This is a genomic window from Bacillus sp. S4 (genome assembly GCF_040838205.1).
Lineage (GTDB): Bacteria > Bacillota > Bacilli > Bacillales > Bacillaceae_G > Bacillus_A > Bacillus_A cereus_U.
Window position 1 is genome coordinate 44,350 of sequence record NZ_JBFPJI010000004.1, and the last position, 18,791, is coordinate 63,140.

Genomic DNA, 18,791 nt, shown 5'->3' on the forward strand with positions numbered 1-18,791 from the left:
ATGAAATGCCTGAATTACCAGAGGTTGAAAATGTTAGACGGACGCTTGAAAATCTTGTGACGGGAAAAACGATTGAAGATGTCATCGTTACCTATCCTAAAATAGTAAAACGCCCAGATGATGCGGAAATCTTTAAAGGAATGCTAAGAGGCGAGACAATTGAAAATATCAAGCGAAGAGGAAAGTTTTTGCTTTTATATGTAACGAATTATGTCATTGTTTCACATTTGCGTATGGAAGGTAAGTTTTTACTGCATCAAGAGGGTGAGCCGATTGATAAACATACGCATGTCCGTTTCTTATTTACAGATGGAACTGAATTACATTATAAAGATGTGAGAAAGTTTGGTACGATGCATCTCTTTAAGAAAGGTGAAGAATTGAATCAAATGCCCCTTGCTGACTTAGGACCGGAGCCATTTGATGCTGAATTGACACCGAAGTATTTGCAAGAGAGATTGCAAAAGACAAATCGCAAAATAAAAGTTGTATTATTAGATCAGCGTCTTTTAGTAGGGCTTGGAAATATATATGTAGATGAAGTATTATTCCGTTCGCAAATTCATCCAGAACGAGAAGCTGCATCTTTAACAGAAGAAGAAGTAGAAAGAATTTATGAGGCGACTGTTACAACGCTGGGTGAAGCGGTTAAGCGTGGCGGAAGTACAATTAGAACGTATATTAATTCGCAAGGACAAATTGGTTCGTTCCAGGAACTTCTAAATGTATATGGAAAAAAGGGAGAACCGTGTGTGACTTGCGGTACGCTATTAGAAAAAACAGTTGTTGGCGGAAGGGGAACGCATTACTGCCCAATTTGTCAGCCTAGAATATAGAAAAGGGATAACATCGGATAGGCATTTGTCATATACATAGAGCAGAGCTATGTATAAGGGAGGAGCTTACCGATGTATCTTTATTTGTCTCTTATTTTATTAGCTTTTACATTAAGCTTAGATAGCTGTAGTGTGGGGCTAACATACGGATTAAGAAGTGTAAGAATTCCACTAAAATCAATTATAATTATCGGAATCTGTTCAGCGGCTGTCATGCTCGTTTCCATGGGAATTGGACATATGATCGCGAAAATATTTTCACCTGTTATCGCAACGCGTATCGGTGGGTTTGTTCTTATTGGAATCGGGATTTGGGTATTATACCAATTTTTTCGAAGTGATAAAAAAGAAGAACCGAAGCAAGAAGAGAAGGTTTGGAAACTAGAAATTGCTTCTCTAGGGTTAGTGATTCAAATTTTGCGGAAGCCGACTGTTGCCGATTTTGATAAATCAGGAACTATTTCTGCAGGAGAAGCGCTACTTCTCGGCATCGCTCTTTCTGTAGATTCGTTTGGTGCTGGAATCGGTGCATCTTTATTAGGTTATGCACCGGCGATGATGGCGATATTAGTCGCGGTTATGAGTTCTTTATTTTTATTTATTGGAATGAAGCTTGGTACGGTTTTATCGAATATGAAATGGTTACAAAAATTTACATTCCTGCCTGGAGTATTACTCATTATTATTGGAATTTGGAAAATGTAAGTATGGGCGTGGAACATTAGTTTCGCGCCTTTGATATTATGAGGAGGATTATTATGACAGTAATAATTGGATTAACAGGAGGCATTGCAAGCGGAAAAAGTACGGTATCAGAAATGTTTCGTGAAATGAGTATACCGGTTATTGATGCAGATATTATTGCGCGAGAAGTTGTAGAACGAGGAAAACCAGCATATAACAAAATTGTAGAGGTGTTTGGAACGGAAGTGTTACAAGAAGATGGGGAGCTGGATCGCCCGAAGCTTGGAAGTGTCGTTTTCTATAATGAAGAAAAACGATTGCAGTTAAATAAAATTGTTCATCCGGCAGTGCGTGAGGAAATGAATATGCAAAAGGAAATGTACATAAAAGAAGGTGTGCAAGCGGTTGTGTTAGATATTCCTCTTTTATTTGAAAGTAAATTAACGAGTCTCGTTGATCGCGTTTTAGTTGTAGCGGTTAAGCCGAATACACAATTAGACCGTTTAATGAAACGAAATAACTTTTCAGAAGAAGAAGCAACGGTGCGTATTCAATCTCAAATGCCATTAGAAGAAAAAGTGAAGAATGCAGATGAAGTGATAAATAATGATGGCACAATTATGGAAACGAAAACACAATTACAGGTGATTTTAAAGAAGTGGAACATTATTGATTAAAAAATTGTGAAATTAATGAAAATGCTTAGTGACATTCCTTCTTTTTGTGTTATACTAATATTGGGATTTGAGATAAATAGTATAACGCATTCAAGGGGGATAACATATTATGACTCGTGTGGCAATTAATGGATTTGGACGTATTGGGAGAATGGTGTTTCGTCAAGCAATAAAAGAAAGCGCATTCGAAATTGTAGCAATCAATGCAAGCTATCCGTCCGAAACGTTAGCACATTTAATTAAATATGATACAGTACACGGTAAGTTTGCCGGAACAGTGGAAGCATTTGAAGATCACTTATTAGTAGATGGGAAAATGATTCGCCTTTTAAACAACCGTGATCCAAAGGAATTGCCTTGGACAGATCTAGGTGTTGAAGTTGTAATTGAAGCAACTGGTAAATTTAATTCAAAAGAAAAAGCAATTCTTCACGTTGAAGCTGGAGCGAAAAAAGTTATTTTAACAGCGCCTGGTAAAAATGAAGATGTAACAATTGTAGTTGGTGTGAACGAAGACCAATTAGATATTACAAAACATACCGTTATTTCAAATGCATCTTGTACAACAAACTGTTTAGCACCTGTTGTAAAGGTGTTAGATGAGCAGTTTGGAATTGAAAACGGTTTAATGACAACTGTTCACGCTTATACAAATGACCAAAAAAACATTGATAACCCACATAAAGATTTAAGAAGAGCACGTGCTTGCGGACAGTCAATCATTCCTACAACGACGGGCGCTGCGAAAGCGCTTGCAAAAGTGCTTCCGCATTTAAATGGAAAACTTCATGGTATGGCACTTCGTGTACCAACACCAAACGTGTCTCTTGTTGATTTAGTAGTAGACGTAAAACGTGATGTAACAGTTGAAGATATTAATGAAGCATTCAAAACTGTTGCAAATGGTGCGTTAAAAGGAATTGTAGAATTTAGTGAAGAGCCTTTAGTGTCTATCGACTTTAATACAAATACACACTCAGCTATTATTGATGGTTTATCTACAATGGTAATGGGTGATCGTAAAGTGAAAGTACTTGCTTGGTATGATAACGAGTGGGGCTACTCTCGTCGTGTTGTAGATCTTGTAACGTTAGTTGTTGATGAATTAGCAAAACAAGAAAATGTGCAACATATTTAAGTGAATAAGGGAGAGGGCAAGTGAATATTTGCTCTCTTTTTTTATTTTTTTCTGAAAAGAAAAAAATTATATGGGTATATTTTCAAATAGTGGACAGACCAAAAACGTTGTGATTACTGTATTTGTGAATCATTTATTTTTTTTAGGGAAAAGTAAAGAGGAAATTATGACAGAAAATCGAAAAAACTGTTGTTGCAAAATAAAAATAAACAAAGTATACTAACACTCGTAAACTTAAGAGCTGAGGTACGTAGTCACTACTTAAAGGGTTAGGACCTCTCTGGACTAACTTTCCCCCGTGGTAGTGGAGCAAGCCAAATTGCAAATTAGTTTTCAATTCGAACAGTTAGAATAAATTTACAAGGGGGAACTGTAGAATGGATACTATGGATACGATGGGTCGTCACGTAATCGCTGAACTTTGGGATTGCGATTTCGACAAGCTTAATGACATGCCGTATATTGAACAATTATTTGTGGATGCAGCACTAAGAGCTGGTGCTGAAGTACGTGAGGTTGCTTTTCATAAATTTGCACCACAAGGTGTAAGTGGAGTAGTAATTATCTCGGAATCACATTTAACAATTCATAGCTTTCCGGAGCACGGTTACGCAAGTATTGATGTTTATACTTGTGGGGATCGTATTGATCCAAATGTTGCTGCAGAATATATTGCAGAAGGTTTAAACGCGAAAACGCGTGAGAGCATCGAGCTTCCTCGAGGCACTGGTAGCTTCGAAATTAAGCAGAGAGAAACAAAAGCTCTTTAAAAAAGAACATAATTGATTTAAAATGTAAAGAGGTGTATAATGCACCTCTTTTTTAGTTTATATAAAATAGGATCACGATATGTAATAACTTAGAGTGGTCATTATAGAAGAATGAGTTATATAATATTGTATATATATTTTCACATGTAGGTGAGTAGCGAAAGAATAAAGATTATAGTGTAAAGGAGTGAATGAATTGCGTTGTCCATCCTGTTTTCATAATGGAACAAGAGTGTTAGATTCGCGTCCGGTAGACGAGGGGCGCTCTATTCGAAGAAGAAGAGAGTGTGAAAGTTGTTTAAGTCGCTTTACGACATTTGAAAGAGTAGAAGAATCACCTCTTATCGTTGTTAAAAAAGAAGGAACACGAGAAGAGTTTAATAAAGAGAAAATTTTACGCGGTTTAATTAAAGCGTGTGAAAAAAGACCTGTATCTTTAAGGCAGTTAGAGGAAGTAACACAAAGTGTGGAGCGTGAACTTCGTAACTTAGGTATATCAGAAGTGAAAAGTGATATGATTGGTGAAATTGTTATGGAAGAACTTCGTGATATTGATGATGTTGCTTACGTACGTTTTGCTTCTGTGTATCGTCAATTTAAAGATTTAAATGTATTTATTGAAGAATTAAAAGATATACTGCAAAAAGAGAGAGAGTAGAAGGAATCTCTTTATATACTGTAAGTAAACGAGATAAGAGAGCTAGAAGCGGAAGCTAATAGCTCTTTTTCGCTAATAAATTATATAATAAAGATAGAACGAGTGAAATGTAGGTTAGATTGGATGAGAGAAAGGAAAGGCAAGAATGGAAAAACAGTCATGGATGGAGCTATTGCCGATTGATCGTTATAAAGTAAGTGCGAAAGGGTTGTTACATAATTACGACCGGAAAGTATTAACGATGTTGTATCAGCCGTTAATAGGTAGTAGAGCTTTTAGCTTATACATGACACTATGGGGAGAGTTAGAGCAAGATCGTGTGTTTGGAAAAGAGAATACACATCACTCCCTTATGGTGACTATGCAAATGCAACTTCCTGAAATATATGGGGAACGAGTAAAGTTAGAAGCGATTGGTCTTTTAAATGTATATATTAAGAAAGAAAAAGATATTCGAATGTTCATATATGAATTGCAACCACCTTTATCTCCGAAGCAGTTTTTTGATGATATTGTTTTAAGTATCTTTTTATATAATCGCTTGAGTCGGACAAAATACAACCAAGTAAAACAATATTTCTTAGAAGAAGAATTCGATTTTGCTTCTTATGAAAATGTTACGCGCTCCTTCAACGATATATTTGATTCGTTTAACCCAGGTCAGTTTGAATATGCGCAAGAAGAACTGCGTATCCCGAAAACGACAATTATGCCAAGTAACGAGAATGGGGATGCTCCGAAAGTTTGGAATGATTTCTTTGATTTCTCTTTATTTGTAGACGGACTATCAGCGCTTGTGCCTAAAAAGGCGATTACAGATCAAGTGAGAGAATGTGTCATTACACTCGCTTATGTGTACGGTGTGGATGTGTTATCGATGCAAAATATCGTTCTTGGCGCAGTGACAGAGATACAAACAATTGATATCGAAAGGCTTCGGAAGGGAGCACGCGATTGGTATCAATTCGAAAATGGTCAAGCGTTACCTGTATTAAGTGAAAGAGTGCAACCTCATGCTGCTCGTACAATGAAAGAGAAAGAGCCATCTACACAAGAAGAGATGCTAATGAAGCAGTTAGAGGAAATCTCGCCAAAACAACTATTGAAAGAGATTTCAGGCGGTGCAGAGGCGACGAAAGCGGACTTGCAAATCGTTGAGGATGTAATGATAAACCAAAAGTTAACGCCAGGGGTTGTGAATGTACTTATTTATTACGTTATGCTACGCTCAGATATGAAGCTTGCTAAAACGTATGTCGAGAAGATTGCTGGACATTGGGCGCGAAAAAAGGTCGGTACAGTAGGCGATGCGATGGCGCTAGCGAAAGAAGAGAATCGTCAATATCAAGAGTGGGCTGAGACGAAGAAAAAAGGTCGTACAGCGAAGAAAACAGTGCGAAAAGAAATGGTACCAGATTGGCTTAAAGAAGAGTCGAAAGAAGAAGAGAAAGAACCTGTAAAAAATGACGTAAGTGCGAAAAAAGATGCAAGTACGTTAGAAGATGAACGGAAACGATTAGAAGAAGTATTGAAAAAATATAAGCGTGATTAATAAAAGAAAATGAACGCTCTTTGAGGTGAGAAAATGGAGCATATTCAAAATTCATTTACGAAATTAATGGAAAATAAAAACTTTAAAAATAGATATGAAGTCTTAAAGGTAGAAGTGATGGCGCACCCTCGTGTGAAAGAATTTATAGACGAACATAAAGGTGAAGTAACGACTTCTATGATTGAACGAAGTCTTGTGAAGTTATATGAATATATTGGACAAAGTGTAGGGTGTGCGGATTGTCCAGATTTAGGGTCATGTAAAAATATGCTACAAGGATATGAGCCGAAGCTCGTCATCCAAGGTAAGATGATTGATATTCAATATGATCGTTGTATTAGAAAAGTAGCATATGATGAGAGAAAAAAATATGAAAAACTTGTTCAAAGTGTATATATGCCAGTTGACATTTTGCAGGCAACTATGGAAAAATTAGATCCTTCAGATTTAGATGCACGTATTGATGCAATAGGTGCAACGAATGAATTTTTAAACACATACGAACCAGGTAAAAAAGCACAAGGTTTATATTTGTACGGTAAATTTGGTGTAGGGAAAACGTATCTTTTAGGGGCAATTGCAAATGAGCTTGCGCGAAAGAAAATTAGTTCGATGCTCGTATATTTCCCTGAATTTTTACGTGAAATCAAAAGTTCGATTCAAGATAATTCGATTAGCGGAAAGATTGATGCTGTCAAACGTGTACAAGTATTAATGTTAGATGATATCGGGGCAGAAGCGATGTCAAGTTTTGTACGTGATGATGTACTCGGTGCAATCTTACAGTTCCGTATGTTGGAAAACTTACCGACGTTCTTTACATCTAATTTTGATTTCAAACAGTTGGAACATCATTTAACGTATACACAGCGCGGTGAAGCAGAAGAGATGAAAGCGGCCCGTATTATGGAACGAATTAAATATTTAGCGAAGCCAATCCCAATTGGCGGGAAGAACCGTCGTAATAAGTAAAGAGCGAGCTGAGAAGCTTGCTCTTTTTTATCCCGCTATTGGCGGGCAGTAAGACTCCCACCTCAAAATTCGGCTGTAAAGCAAAGAAGTTAGGTGGGAGATCAACTGCCCGTAAAAGCCCGATTGGTTCAACTAATAATCAGTGGAGGATGGACAAAACCTCCACTGATTAAAGTTTCACTTTATTTTAATCATTTTTTCAGAGTAGCTTGTATCATTTTTTTCTCCCTCCCTTAATATATATAAAATTAGCAAGCCATATCGAGTGGATGTTCTAACAATGGGAGATAGGTTTCTACTAAGAGTGAACTTCCATAGATCGGACTCTTATAGGATTTGTAACGTATAGATGCAATCCTTTAGAGCGGGGATAAAAGGGGGGACAAAAGTGATTGAAATTTGCTTCGAAGAAAAAAATGATGCTGTGCACGTATACAGACAACTAACGAAAAGAACGGAATCCTTATATAAGGAAACAAGTGTATATTTAAACGAACAAAAGGTTGTTATCCATATACCATTATGTGAATCGAATTATATTGAAAAGATTTTATTGCCAGTATTACTATATTTCATTATGAATGTGAAACAAAATGAATGGATTCACACCATTTTAAAGGAAAAGTTTTTTTATGAAGAACAAGAAGAGTGTCATCAAATATTGCATATGGCACATGAGATTTTAAAGGAAAGAAGAAAAGGAGTAGCTCGTGATTTAACACGTCAAAAATTTGAATCTTATATTGCGTCGTCTTTGAATGATTGGCTTTGTGATCCGCTCTCATTCTCGTTTTCATCATACGTTCGTTTTCGTCTTCGTACATATAGGGAAATGATAGCTAGGCTTGCTGAAGTTGCAATTGATGAGTATAAGATGGAGCAGGAATATCAAATGTTCATTGAGACACTTCGCCAACAAGTAAGTAGCCGGAAATCACGTTTGTCCTGTGTGCATCTTATTTTTGATGAAAGTTTTATTTTCTATGATGATAAAGGTAGACGTTTAAAACAGGATAAATTGGTTCAATATATAGATGAAGAATTATTAAAGAAACAGGATGTATATATTGATACGAAAGTAATTGCACCACTTCTTTCTATTTCGCCGAAAAAGATTTATTTATATACGAAAGAACAAGATCATAATATGATTATTACTTTGCGAAATGTATTTCAGGAACGAGTGCAACTACATGGATTACATGAATTTGAGCGCAACGTGAAAAATTTAAAAAATAAAGGTAACGCCCTTGATTTTCTAAGTTTTTGAGCATATAATTACCTACATAAATGAAATATATCGAAATGTTATGATGAGGACATGGGTAGTTTTCTACGATTTTCAGAGAGGGAAGCCTTAGGGTGTGAGCTTCCTATTACGAGATTATTACTTACCACCTCTAAACTTTAGCAGTGAACGTTTTTCTAGTAATTGCTAACGGACAACACCGTTATGTTGAACTTGAGCAATTAACAATAAGGTTAATTGGAACAAGGGTGGAACCACGAATTCAACACTCGTCCCTTTTTATGGGATGAGTGTTTTTTATTTTGAAAAAAAAGAGGAGTGACCAGTGATGGCAGATGTAGTTAAAATTACTTTCCCTGATGGAGCTGTGAAGGAGTTTCCAAAAGGAGTAACAACTGAAGAAATCGCAGCTTCTATTAGCCCAGGCTTAAAGAAAAAAGCTGTGGCTGGAAAATTAAACGATGAGATGATCGATCTTGTTACACCAATCGAAGAAGATGGTGCAGTGTCTATTATTACATTAGATTCTGAAGATGGCTTATATATTTTACGCCACTCAACAGCTCACCTTTTAGCACAAGCGTTAAAACGTTTATATAAAGATGTTAAGCTTGAGCTTGGCATTGGTCCAGTAATCGAAAATGGCTTCTACTACGATATTGATATGGAAGAAGCAATTACAGTTGAAGACTTCAAGAAAATCGAAAAAGAAATGCAAAAAATCGTGAACGAAAACTTAGAAATCGTTCGTCATGAAGTACCACGTGCAGAAGCACTTCGTCGCTTTGAAGAAATCGGCGATGAGTTAAAATTAGATTTAATTAACGATCTTCCAGAAGATGCAGTTATTTCAATCTATGAGCAAGGCGAATTCTTCGACCTTTGCCGTGGTGTTCACCTTCCATCTACAGGGAAGATTAAAGTGTTTAAATTATTAAGCGTTGCAGGTGCTTACTGGCGCGGCGATAGCAATAATAAAATGTTACAACGTATTTACGGTACTGGATTCGTTAAGAAAGCAGAATTAGATGAGCACTTACGTATGCTTGAAGAAGCGAAAGAGCGCGACCACCGTAAATTAGGTAAAGAGTTAAAACTATTTACTAATAGCCAAAAAGTAGGACAAGGTTTACCACTTTGGTTACCAAAAGGTGCAACAATTCGCCGTATTATCGAGCGTTATATCGTTGATAAAGAAGCAAGCTTAGGCTATGATCACGTATACACTCCAGTATTAGGAAGTAGAGAGCTTTATGAAACTTCTGGTCACTGGAACCATTACCGTGATGGCATGTTCCCATCAATGGAAATGGATAATGAAGAGTTAGTTCTTCGTCCAATGAACTGCCCTCACCATATGATGGTTTATAAAAATGATATTCACAGCTACCGTGAATTACCAATCCGTATTGCGGAACTTGGAACAATGCACCGCTATGAAATGTCTGGAGCATTATCTGGATTACAACGTGTACGCGGAATGACTTTAAATGATGCGCACATTTTCGTTCGTCCAGATCAAATTAAAGAAGAATTAAAACGTGTTGTAAACTTAACTTTAGAAGTGTACAAAGATTTCGGTTTAGAAAACTATTCATTCCGTCTATCTTATCGTGACCCAGCAGATACTAAAAAGTATTATGCTGATGATGAGATGTGGGAAAAAGCACAAGGTATGTTAAAAGAAGCTATGGATGAAATGGGTCTTGATTACTATGAAGCTGAAGGTGAAGCGGCATTCTATGGTCCGAAACTTGACGTTCAAGTTCGTACTGCTCTTGGAAAAGACGAAACACTTTCAACTGTACAATTAGACTTCTTACTTCCAGAACGCTTTGAATTAGCTTACGTTGGTGAAGACGGTAAACAACATCGTCCAGTTGTAATTCACCGTGGTGTTGTATCAACTATGGAACGTTTCGTAGCCTTCTTAATTGAAGAATACAAAGGCGCATTCCCAACTTGGTTAGCTCCAGTTCAGGCACAAGTAATTCCAGTTTCTCCGCAAGTACATTTAGATTATGCGAAGAAAGTACAAGATGAATTACGACGTGCTGGTATCCGTGTTGAATTAGACACTCGTGAAGAGAAAATTGGTTACAAAATCCGTGAAGCACAAATGCAAAAGATTCCGTACATGCTTGTAGTAGGTGACAATGAAGTTACTGAAAATGGCGTTAACGTACGTAAATATGGTGAACAAAAATCAGAAACAATCGCATTAGATGCGTTTGTTGACATGATTAAAGTAGAAGGAAAACGATAAGAAAGAGCCGCGGTATACCGCGGCTTTTTTATGTATTATAAAAAAGAAAATCTAGAAAAAATAACCAAACAATACTTATCATAAAAAAGTATTGCAAGTATGCTGGTTGTTTGTTACAATATTTCTTGTTGTTAGTAAAACACATCGCGTCTTCTTGACAGACGTCATGTCCTATGATAAACTCATCAAGGATAATAGAATATGGTTTTGACAAGTAGAAGCACCCGCTTCTCACCTGATGGACGCATTCGCAGTTAGCAGGTAAATGTATTTCTTACTAAAGATATTACAAGTGTGGGTGCCGTGTGCCCGCACTTTTTTTGTTCGGGTTCTACAATTGCAAAACGTATTCTAAGAAAACCTTGGAGGTGGCTTACTATTAGCAAGGATATGATGATTAACGAGCAAATTCGTGCACGTGAAGTACGCTTAGTTGGCGCAAACGGCGATCAACTTGGAATCAAGTCTCGTAATGACGCTTTAGACTTAGCTGCAGGTCTTAATCTTGATTTAGTATTGGTTGCTCCAAATGCGAAACCGCCAGTATGCCGCATTATGGACTACGGTAAATTCCGCTTTGAGCAACAGAAGAAAGAAAAAGAACAGCGCAAAAATCAAAAAGTAATTAGCATGAAAGAAGTTCGTTTAAGTCCAACAATTGATGAACATGACTTTAACACAAAACTTCGTAATGCTGTCAAGTTTTTAGAGAAAGGCGACAAGGTTAAAGCGTCAATTCGCTTTAAAGGACGTGCCATTACTCATAAAGAAATCGGTCAACGTGTTTTAGATCGCTTCTCAGAAGCTTGTGCTGAAGTTAGTACAATTGAATCTAAGCCTAAAATGGAAGGACGCAGTATGTTCTTAGTTTTAGCACCGAAAAACGATAAGTAATAGATAGAGGAGGAAATACCTATGCCTAAACAAAAAACTCATCGCGGCGCTGCAAAGCGTTTCAAAAAGACTGGATCTGGTAAACTGAAGCGTTCTCACGCTTACACAAGCCATTTATTCGCTAACAAATCTACAAAAGCTAAACGTAAACTACGTAAAGCTGGTGTAGTTAGCGCTGGTGACTTCAAACGCATTCGTCAAATGCTTGACAACTTAAAATAAGTTCGGCTGATATATAGAACAAACTAGGAGGTAATATTATGCCAAGAGTAAAAGGTGGTACAGTTACTCGTCAACGTCGTAAAAAAGTTATAAAATTAGCAAAAGGTTACTACGGTTCTAAGAGTACATTATTTAAGGTTGCTAACCAACAGGTTATGAAATCTCTAATGTATGCATTCCGTGACCGTCGTCAAAAGAAACGTGACTTCCGTAAATTATGGATTACACGTATCAACGCAGCAGCTCGTATGAATGGTCTTTCTTACAGCCGCTTAATGCACGGTTTAAAAAATGCTGGCATCGAAGTTAACCGCAAGATGCTTGCTGACTTAGCTGTTCATGACGAAAAAGCTTTCGCTGAATTAGCAACAGTTGCAAAAAACAACATTAACTAATTGTTTAAAACCTTAGAAGATCTTTCTTCTAAGGTTTTTTTATTTGTATTCATTATAACCATTCAATAACTTGTGAAATTTCCCGCTTAGTGTCGTCACAATTAAATGATTTATTTCTCTCTAGTATATTAAGATGTGCTTGTAAGAACTTTTGTAACGATAACGAAGAGGCGTTTACATGAAAGTAAGAAAGATTAACGGGCGTGTCGTTATCGATATGACAAAATCAATATAAAAGCTATAGCGATATAAAAGAATATACATATGAAGTCAGGAGAATCCTCCTGACTTTTTTTATTTGAACTCATTCGTGAAGAAGTGTATCTTTCCTAGCAGAAACGACACTGCTATAATGGAAAGATGATATGGAACTTTCATCAAGTGAACAATCTATGAGTGATGATTGAAACGTATTTGCAAATTAAGGACAAGCTATCTTTATAAAGATGTAGGTAGCTGACTTGTTAATAAGAAATGAAAAATAATAATGAACTTTGAGATGAAACAACATTGTTGCGGAAAATGCGATGTTGGAGGAGGACAATAGAATGGACTTACTACAACTATTTAAATTACAAAAAGAATTAGATGACCGTATTGTGAAAGAGCATGACTTACAACCGAAGAAATTGTTAAAAGAAAAAATGTTAGCTCTTCTTGTAGAAATTGGAGAACTTGCAAATGAAACACGTTGTTTTAAATATTGGAGCAATAAACCAGCGTCAGAACGTGAAGTAATATTAGAAGAATACGTAGATGGTTTACATTTTATTTTATCAATCGGAATCGATTTAGGAATTGATAAAAACTTCTTATTCTATAAATGTGCGCAAACGAATAAAACACAAGTGGAAATTTTCTTAGACACATATGCGAAAGTAATTCGTTTTACAGATCAACCTTCTATCACGAATTATATTGAACTATTTACAAGCTATCTTCGCCTTGGACAAGCGCTTGAATTTGAACAAGAAGAAATTGAAAAAGCATATTTAGATAAAAATGAAGTAAATCATCAGCGTCAAACACAAGGATACTAATTTAATTTTTGAATATTTCAATTTCCTTTTGTATAATAAAGTGACTGAAGAAAAAGGAGGGTGTTGGCAATGATAAAATTAGACGAGACATTGACAATGCTAAAAGAATTAACAGACGCACGCGGTATTGCGGGTAACGAGCGTGAACCACGTGAAGTAATGAAGAAATATATTGAGCCGTTTGCAGATGAACTTTCTACTGATAATTTAGGAAGTTTAGTTGCGAAAAAAGTTGGGGAAGAAAACGGCCCAAAAATTATGGTTGCAGGTCATTTAGATGAAGTTGGCTTTATGATTACGCAAATTGATGACAAAGGCTTCCTTCGTTTCCAAACGGTTGGTGGCTGGTGGTCGCAAGTTATGCTTGCACAGCGCGTAACGATTGTAACGCGTAAAGGAGATGTAACAGGTGTAATTGGTTCAAAACCACCGCACATTTTACCTCCAGAAGCTCGTAAAAAACCAGTTGACATTAAAGATATGTTCATCGATATTGGTGCTTCTAGCCAAGAAGAAGCGATGGAGTGGGGCGTAAGACCAGGAGATCAAGTTGTACCGTACTTCGAATTCCAAGTGATGAAGAATGAAAAGATGTTACTTGCAAAAGCATGGGATAACCGAATTGGTTGTGCAATTGCAATTGACGTATTAAAACAATTAAAAGATGAAAAGCATCCAAACGTTGTATACGGCGTTGGGACTGTACAAGAAGAAGTTGGTCTTCGTGGTGCGAAAACATCTGCAAACTATATTAAGCCAGATATCGCATTCGCTGTAGATGTTGGTATTGCTGGGGATACACCAGGTGTAACAGCAAAAGAAGCACAAAGTAAAATGGGTGATGGACCGCAGATCATTCTATATGATGCTTCTGTTATTGGTCATACAGGTTTACGTGATTTCGTTGTTGATGTTGCTGATGAATTACAAATTCCATATCAGTATGATTCTGTAGCGGGCGGGGGAACGGATGCAGGAGCAATTCATATTTCTGTAAATGGTATTCCGTCTATGGCAATTACGATTGCGACACGCTACATTCATTCTCATGCAGCGATGTTACATCGTGATGATTATGAAAACGCAGTGAAATTAATTGTAGAAGTTATTAAACGTCTTGATAAAGAGGCTGTACATAACATTACATTTAATTAATAGAAAAAAGCGAAGGATAATTTCCTTCGCTTTTTCCATTTTTAAAATGGTCTTTCTAATCCTGCTGCAGTATGGGCGCCTAAAATAATTAAGCGAGTTAATTGCATTGCCATGAAATGCGGGGTATAAATCATGCCTCTTTTTAACCATGACATAATCATTCCGATATGAGCCCCTGTAACATAACTAATAAGAATGTCACGAGGAACCATGAGTTCTTCATCATCAGGCTGTGAAATAGATAAGCTTAATGTTAAATGTGTTTGGACTGTTTTCATCATTTTATAAGAGTAATTTCCAGCGGCTTTATCACCAAGCATCACGTTATAGAAGTTTACATTTTCTGCTATATGTTCAAATAAAGCTAAAAAGGTTGGATGTGGTGAGTCAAATGTGAGCTGAAAATCTTCTTTATTTCGTTTTTGTGGTTTAATTACTTCAGCTAGTTTTTCTAACATTTCTTCTATGCTTTTTTCTAATAAATCATATTTATCATGGTAATGGCTATAAAATGTAGCACGATTTACAGGAGCACGTTCCGCGATATGTTGCACAGTTACATTTTCAAAGCCCTTTTCGCCTACTAAAGCGACAAAAGCATCCTGTATGAGTTGTCTCGTTCGTTTTACACGTGGATCATTTGTATTTTTAATAGACATTTTTACTTCACCTCGTTTAATTTTTTAAACTTAAACAACACATTTATAGTGTAATGTTGTTTAAACAACATATAGATTTAAATTGTTGGTTGTAGATTCGTGATAATTATTTATAATTATAAACGATAGTCCTTTAGAAATCAGCACCGCTAGGATGCAGACAAAACATAGTTTGCGTCGTAAAAGGTGTGCTTTTTTTGTTTAAAGGTTAATATAATTAACAATTAAACAATATAAACACTAAGGATGTAAATAGTTTAGAAAAAAATTATATGCGATATAAGGAGAGGAATGCAATGAATCAGTTTCGAAGAATGATAATTATCAACATTATCACATTAATTGTATTAGTTGGCGGCGGTATCGGCGGTTATTACTATTACAATCAAACGGAAAACTATTTAAAAACAGACAATGCAAAAATTGACGGGAAGGTAATTCCAATTGCATCACCAATAGCGGGTAAATTAACTGACTGGAAAGCAGAAGTAGGAAAAAACTACAATGAGAACGATAAATTAGGTGCTGTTACTGTAGCAGGAGCAAATGGTGAGCAAACAGTAGACGTAACGATTCCGCAAAATGCAACAGTTGTACAATCAAACGCAACAACAAATGCGTTCGTTGGAGCGGGTAGCCCAATTGCTTACGCATTTGATATGAATAACTTATGGGTAACAGCAAACATTGAAGAAACAACTATTGATGATGTTCAAAAAGGCCAAACAGTAGATGTGTATGTAGATGCATACCCAGATACAACGTTAACAGGAAAAGTAGAACAAGTTGGATTAACAACAGCAAATACATTCTCAATGTTACCATCAAGTAACGCAACAGCGAACTATACGAAAGTAAAGCAAGTTGTACCAGTTAAAATTTCTTTAGACCATAGTAAATCAGTAAATATTGTTCCTGGAATGAATGTGTCAGTTCGTATTCATAAGTAAGGGGGAGATGAGATGTCCTCAATTGCAATTGTAGGATATGCACTATTTTGTATAATCGTCTTCTTCCTTGTAAATCGTCTTTTACGAAAGAAAAAAACGAACGTGGGAGAAGAACAAGTCCCAGCCGTAAGTAAAATAGAAGTAAGTAAGTTAGAAACAGAAGAGAAAGAAATTGAACAAAAACAAGAAACAGAAGCTTCTAACGTAGTGGAATTAGAAACAGGGAAGCAAGAGCAAGTAAAACAGGAAAAAGAAATGCTGAAGAGACAATTGCCGGTAGAGAATGTGAATGTAAAGGCAGTTGTAACTGTATTAATTCTCGGTATGTTCATTTCTATTTTAAATCAAACGATCATTAATGTTGCATTGCCTCCGTTAATGAACGAATTTAACGTATCAACTTCAACGGCCCAATGGTTAATTACAGGCTTCATGCTTGTAAACGGAATTTTAGTGCCGATTAGTGCCTTTTTAGTTTCACGATTTACGTATCGTAAATTATTCGTAGCGGCAATGTTATTTTTCACGGTAGGATCTATCATTTGTGCTACATCAGGTAACTTTACAATGATGATGACGGGCCGCATTATTCAAGCGGTCGGTGCAGGTATTTTAATGCCAGTTGGTATGAATATCTTCATGACATTATTCCCGCCTCATAAACGCGGAGCAGCGATGGGGTTACTAGGGGTAGCGATGATTTTAGCACCAGCTATCGGACCAACTATAACAGGTTGGGTAATTGAAAATTATAGCTGGAACTTAATGTTCTACGGTATGTTTGTGATCGGTTTAATTATTACGTTCTTATCTTTAAAATTCTTCACACTAGCACAGCCGGTGTCTAAAACAAAGTTAGATGTATTTGGTGTTATTAGTTCAAGTATTGGACTAGGAAGCTTATTGTACGGATTTAGTGAAGCTGGAAATAATGGCTGGACTAGTGCAGAAGTTGTTATAACAATGATCATCGGTGTCATTGGTTTAGCAGTATTTATTTGGAGAGAGTTAACAACGGACAATAAAATGCTTGATTTACAAGTATTTAAATATCCGACGTTCACTTTCACATTAGTAATTAACGCGATTGTAACGATGGCCTTATTCGGAGGTATGTTATTACTTCCTGTATATCTGCAAAATATTCGCGGCTTTACGCCAATGGAATCTGGTTTATTACTTCTTCCAGGATCATTAATTATGGGAATTATGGGACCAGTTGCAGGTAAACTATTTGATAAGTATGGTATTCGTCCGTTAGCAATTGTCGGATTAGCCATTACAACATTTGCGACATATAAATTTACAACGTTATCGATGGATACACCGTATAGCGTTATTATGACGGATTATATTATACGCTCAATTGGTATGTCATTCATTATGATGCCAATTATGACAGCTGGTATGAACGCACTGCCGATGAAATTAATTTCTCACGGTACAGCAACGCAAAATACGTCAAGACAAGTAGCTGGTTCAATTGGAACAGCGATATTAATCACACTTATGACGCAACAAACGACTGCTCACGTAGCGGATTACGGCAACATGTTAACAACATCAAACCCAATTTTAGTTGATAAAGTACACGGTATGGGCCAAAGCTTAGCGGCATTAGCCGGATCAGCTCAAGCAGGAGATGCGATGAGCACGCAACTATTATTCGGACAAATTTCAAAGCTATCTGCAATTAACGGTATTAATGATGCCTTCTTAATTGCAACAATATTAGCCGGTATTGCTTGGGTGTTATCGTTCTTCTTACCATCAGGCAATAAACGAAATAAAAAAGCAGGGAATTAATTTCCCTGCTTTTTTATCTTTTTAAAGAGTGAGATATAAAAGGTGATAACCACTCACAGAGCATAATCCTGTTATAAACAAAATCGTCCCCATAGAACGAATACTTGATATTTGTCTTCCGCTTATAATAGCTAATAGTCCAGCTAAAGAGAAGAGACACCAATATAAAGTTCCTGAAATTGGGATCATCTGCTCTATGTCTATTCCATAACCTATACAAATGATAGGAACAACGATAAGCAATATGCAAATCAATCCTGCTATGAATGTAAAAAAATTTCGATATTTAATTCCAGCAACAATTAAAAAAATGCCCACGATGAATTCGCATAACATCAAAGTAAGAGCCAAAATAGTCCAAGTTAATATTCCAAACACTTCTGTATTACCTCCGATTTGTGGCTGTCTAAAAAATATTAGATATAGAATGAATCCCCTACAGACATAAGTACCCAGAAAATAACCCCTAATATGCCAGCGATAAAAATAATGAATCCCATGTTACGTATACCTTTAATCTTTGCCTGTAATCCATTTAATCCTGCCAATAATCCAGTTAAAGAAAACAGTATCCAATATAAAGTAGTTGAAATAGGGAGGATCGTATCGCTATTCACCCCCATGCCCCAAAAAACAAAAGGTAGTGTGACAAAAGATAGGCTAAGTAGCCCCATTAAACCCACAAATAATTTAAGATGTTTAATGCTAGTAATAATTAAAAAAATACCACCGAAAAATCCGCATAAAACAAGAAGTGGCATATAAAAAATCCAAAGTAAGCTCGACATAAATAATCTCCTTCTATGCAATCAGTTATATTTTACTGTATGAGGTTTATTTTGGATATTATTAATGAATATGTATAAAT

The 18,791-nt window shown here is 36.4% G+C and carries 20 protein-coding genes and 2 other annotated features; of the genes, 17 read left to right on the forward strand and 3 right to left on the reverse strand.

Annotation, left to right across the window (positions count from 1 at the left end; translation table 11 throughout):
* The first annotated feature begins 5 nt into the window (after positions 1-5).
* From mutM to AB3X48_RS01260, 15 genes are all read left to right on the forward strand, one after another.
* Positions 6-836: a DNA-formamidopyrimidine glycosylase gene (gene mutM / locus AB3X48_RS01190; protein ID WP_016106323.1), complete on the forward strand. Its 831-nt coding sequence runs from the start codon at positions 6-8 to the stop codon at positions 834-836.
* A gap of 72 nt (positions 837-908) precedes the next feature.
* Positions 909-1,541, forward strand: a complete 633-nt coding sequence (ytaF, locus tag AB3X48_RS01195) for a sporulation membrane protein YtaF (protein ID WP_016106322.1) — start codon at positions 909-911, stop codon at positions 1,539-1,541.
* 53 nt (positions 1,542-1,594) lie between these two features.
* Positions 1,595-2,197 carry a dephospho-CoA kinase gene (gene coaE / locus AB3X48_RS01200; RefSeq protein ID WP_016106321.1) on the forward strand — a complete coding sequence of 201 codons (603 nt, stop codon included), beginning with the start codon at positions 1,595-1,597 and terminating at the stop codon, positions 2,195-2,197.
* 109 nt (positions 2,198-2,306) lie between these two features.
* Positions 2,307-3,335: a glyceraldehyde-3-phosphate dehydrogenase gene (locus AB3X48_RS01205; RefSeq protein WP_002112190.1), complete on the forward strand. Its 1,029-nt coding sequence runs from the start codon at positions 2,307-2,309 to the stop codon at positions 3,333-3,335.
* 386 nt (positions 3,336-3,721) lie between these two features.
* Positions 3,722-4,105 carry an adenosylmethionine decarboxylase gene (gene speD, locus AB3X48_RS01210; RefSeq protein ID WP_002003660.1) on the forward strand — a complete coding sequence of 128 codons (384 nt, stop codon included), beginning with the start codon at positions 3,722-3,724 and terminating at the stop codon, positions 4,103-4,105.
* Positions 4,106-4,301: 196 nt separating this feature from the next.
* Positions 4,302-4,763, forward strand: a complete 462-nt coding sequence (gene nrdR / locus AB3X48_RS01215) for a transcriptional regulator NrdR (protein ID WP_001203686.1) — start codon at positions 4,302-4,304, stop codon at positions 4,761-4,763.
* A 145-nt stretch (positions 4,764-4,908) separates the two neighbouring features.
* The gene (locus tag AB3X48_RS01220; RefSeq protein ID WP_016106320.1) at positions 4,909-6,315 is read left to right on the forward strand and encodes a replication initiation and membrane attachment family protein; all 1,407 of its coding nucleotides are present in this window, start codon (positions 4,909-4,911) and stop codon (positions 6,313-6,315) included.
* A gap of 33 nt (positions 6,316-6,348) precedes the next feature.
* The gene (dnaI, locus tag AB3X48_RS01225; protein ID WP_199715231.1) at positions 6,349-7,287 is read left to right on the forward strand and encodes a primosomal protein DnaI; all 939 of its coding nucleotides are present in this window, start codon (positions 6,349-6,351) and stop codon (positions 7,285-7,287) included.
* A gap of 388 nt (positions 7,288-7,675) precedes the next feature.
* Complete coding sequence (gene ytxC / locus AB3X48_RS01230) at positions 7,676-8,557, forward strand: putative sporulation protein YtxC (protein WP_002112187.1); 882 nt, start codon at positions 7,676-7,678, stop codon at positions 8,555-8,557.
* Between the two features lie 31 nt (positions 8,558-8,588).
* Positions 8,589-8,816 (forward strand) — a binding site (T-box leader).
* A gap of 48 nt (positions 8,817-8,864) precedes the next feature.
* Entirely contained in the window at positions 8,865-10,802 is a 1,938-nt protein-coding gene (gene thrS / locus AB3X48_RS01235; protein ID WP_002160268.1) for a threonine--tRNA ligase, read from the forward strand.
* 206 nt (positions 10,803-11,008) lie between these two features.
* Positions 11,009-11,129, forward strand: a sequence feature (ribosomal protein L20 leader region).
* Positions 11,130-11,192: 63 nt separating this feature from the next.
* Positions 11,193-11,696: a translation initiation factor IF-3 gene (gene infC / locus AB3X48_RS01240; protein ID WP_002015470.1), complete on the forward strand. Its 504-nt coding sequence runs from the start codon at positions 11,193-11,195 to the stop codon at positions 11,694-11,696.
* Positions 11,697-11,717: 21 nt separating this feature from the next.
* Entirely contained in the window at positions 11,718-11,918 is a 201-nt protein-coding gene (gene rpmI, locus AB3X48_RS01245) for a 50S ribosomal protein L35 (RefSeq protein WP_001125945.1), read from the forward strand.
* A 38-nt stretch (positions 11,919-11,956) separates the two neighbouring features.
* Positions 11,957-12,313, forward strand: coding sequence for a 50S ribosomal protein L20 (gene rplT, locus AB3X48_RS01250; RefSeq protein WP_001138364.1), 357 nt, complete (start codon positions 11,957-11,959; stop codon positions 12,311-12,313).
* Between the two features lie 548 nt (positions 12,314-12,861).
* Positions 12,862-13,353, forward strand: coding sequence for a dUTP diphosphatase (locus tag AB3X48_RS01255; protein ID WP_000365057.1), 492 nt, complete (start codon positions 12,862-12,864; stop codon positions 13,351-13,353).
* 69 nt (positions 13,354-13,422) lie between these two features.
* Positions 13,423-14,508, forward strand: a complete 1,086-nt coding sequence (locus AB3X48_RS01260) for a M42 family metallopeptidase (protein WP_016106319.1) — start codon at positions 13,423-13,425, stop codon at positions 14,506-14,508.
* 41 nt (positions 14,509-14,549) lie between these two features.
* On the opposite strand, the gene AB3X48_RS01265 is transcribed toward AB3X48_RS01260, so the two are convergent.
* Positions 14,550-15,167 (reverse strand): TetR/AcrR family transcriptional regulator, encoded by a 618-nt coding sequence (locus tag AB3X48_RS01265; RefSeq protein ID WP_002067422.1) that lies wholly within the window; start codon positions 15,165-15,167, stop codon positions 14,550-14,552.
* 296 nt (positions 15,168-15,463) lie between these two features.
* Here AB3X48_RS01265 and AB3X48_RS01270 point away from each other — a divergent pair, with 296 nt between their 5' ends.
* Both AB3X48_RS01270 and AB3X48_RS01275 read left to right on the forward strand, forming a co-directional pair.
* Positions 15,464-16,117, forward strand: a complete 654-nt coding sequence (locus AB3X48_RS01270; protein WP_016106318.1) for an HlyD family secretion protein — start codon at positions 15,464-15,466, stop codon at positions 16,115-16,117.
* A gap of 12 nt (positions 16,118-16,129) precedes the next feature.
* On the forward strand, positions 16,130-17,923 hold the full coding sequence (locus AB3X48_RS01275; RefSeq protein ID WP_016106317.1) for a DHA2 family efflux MFS transporter permease subunit: 1,794 nt from the start codon (positions 16,130-16,132) through the stop codon (positions 17,921-17,923).
* Positions 17,924-17,944: 21 nt separating this feature from the next.
* Here the strand turns inward: AB3X48_RS01275 and AB3X48_RS01280 are convergent, their stop codons facing one another.
* Both AB3X48_RS01280 and AB3X48_RS01285 read right to left on the reverse strand, forming a co-directional pair.
* Entirely contained in the window at positions 17,945-18,301 is a 357-nt protein-coding gene (locus tag AB3X48_RS01280) for a hypothetical protein (RefSeq protein ID WP_016106316.1), read from the reverse strand.
* 38 nt (positions 18,302-18,339) lie between these two features.
* Positions 18,340-18,711 carry a hypothetical protein gene (locus AB3X48_RS01285; RefSeq protein ID WP_016106315.1) on the reverse strand — a complete coding sequence of 124 codons (372 nt, stop codon included), beginning with the start codon at positions 18,709-18,711 and terminating at the stop codon, positions 18,340-18,342.
* Positions 18,712-18,791: the final 80 nt, after the last annotated feature.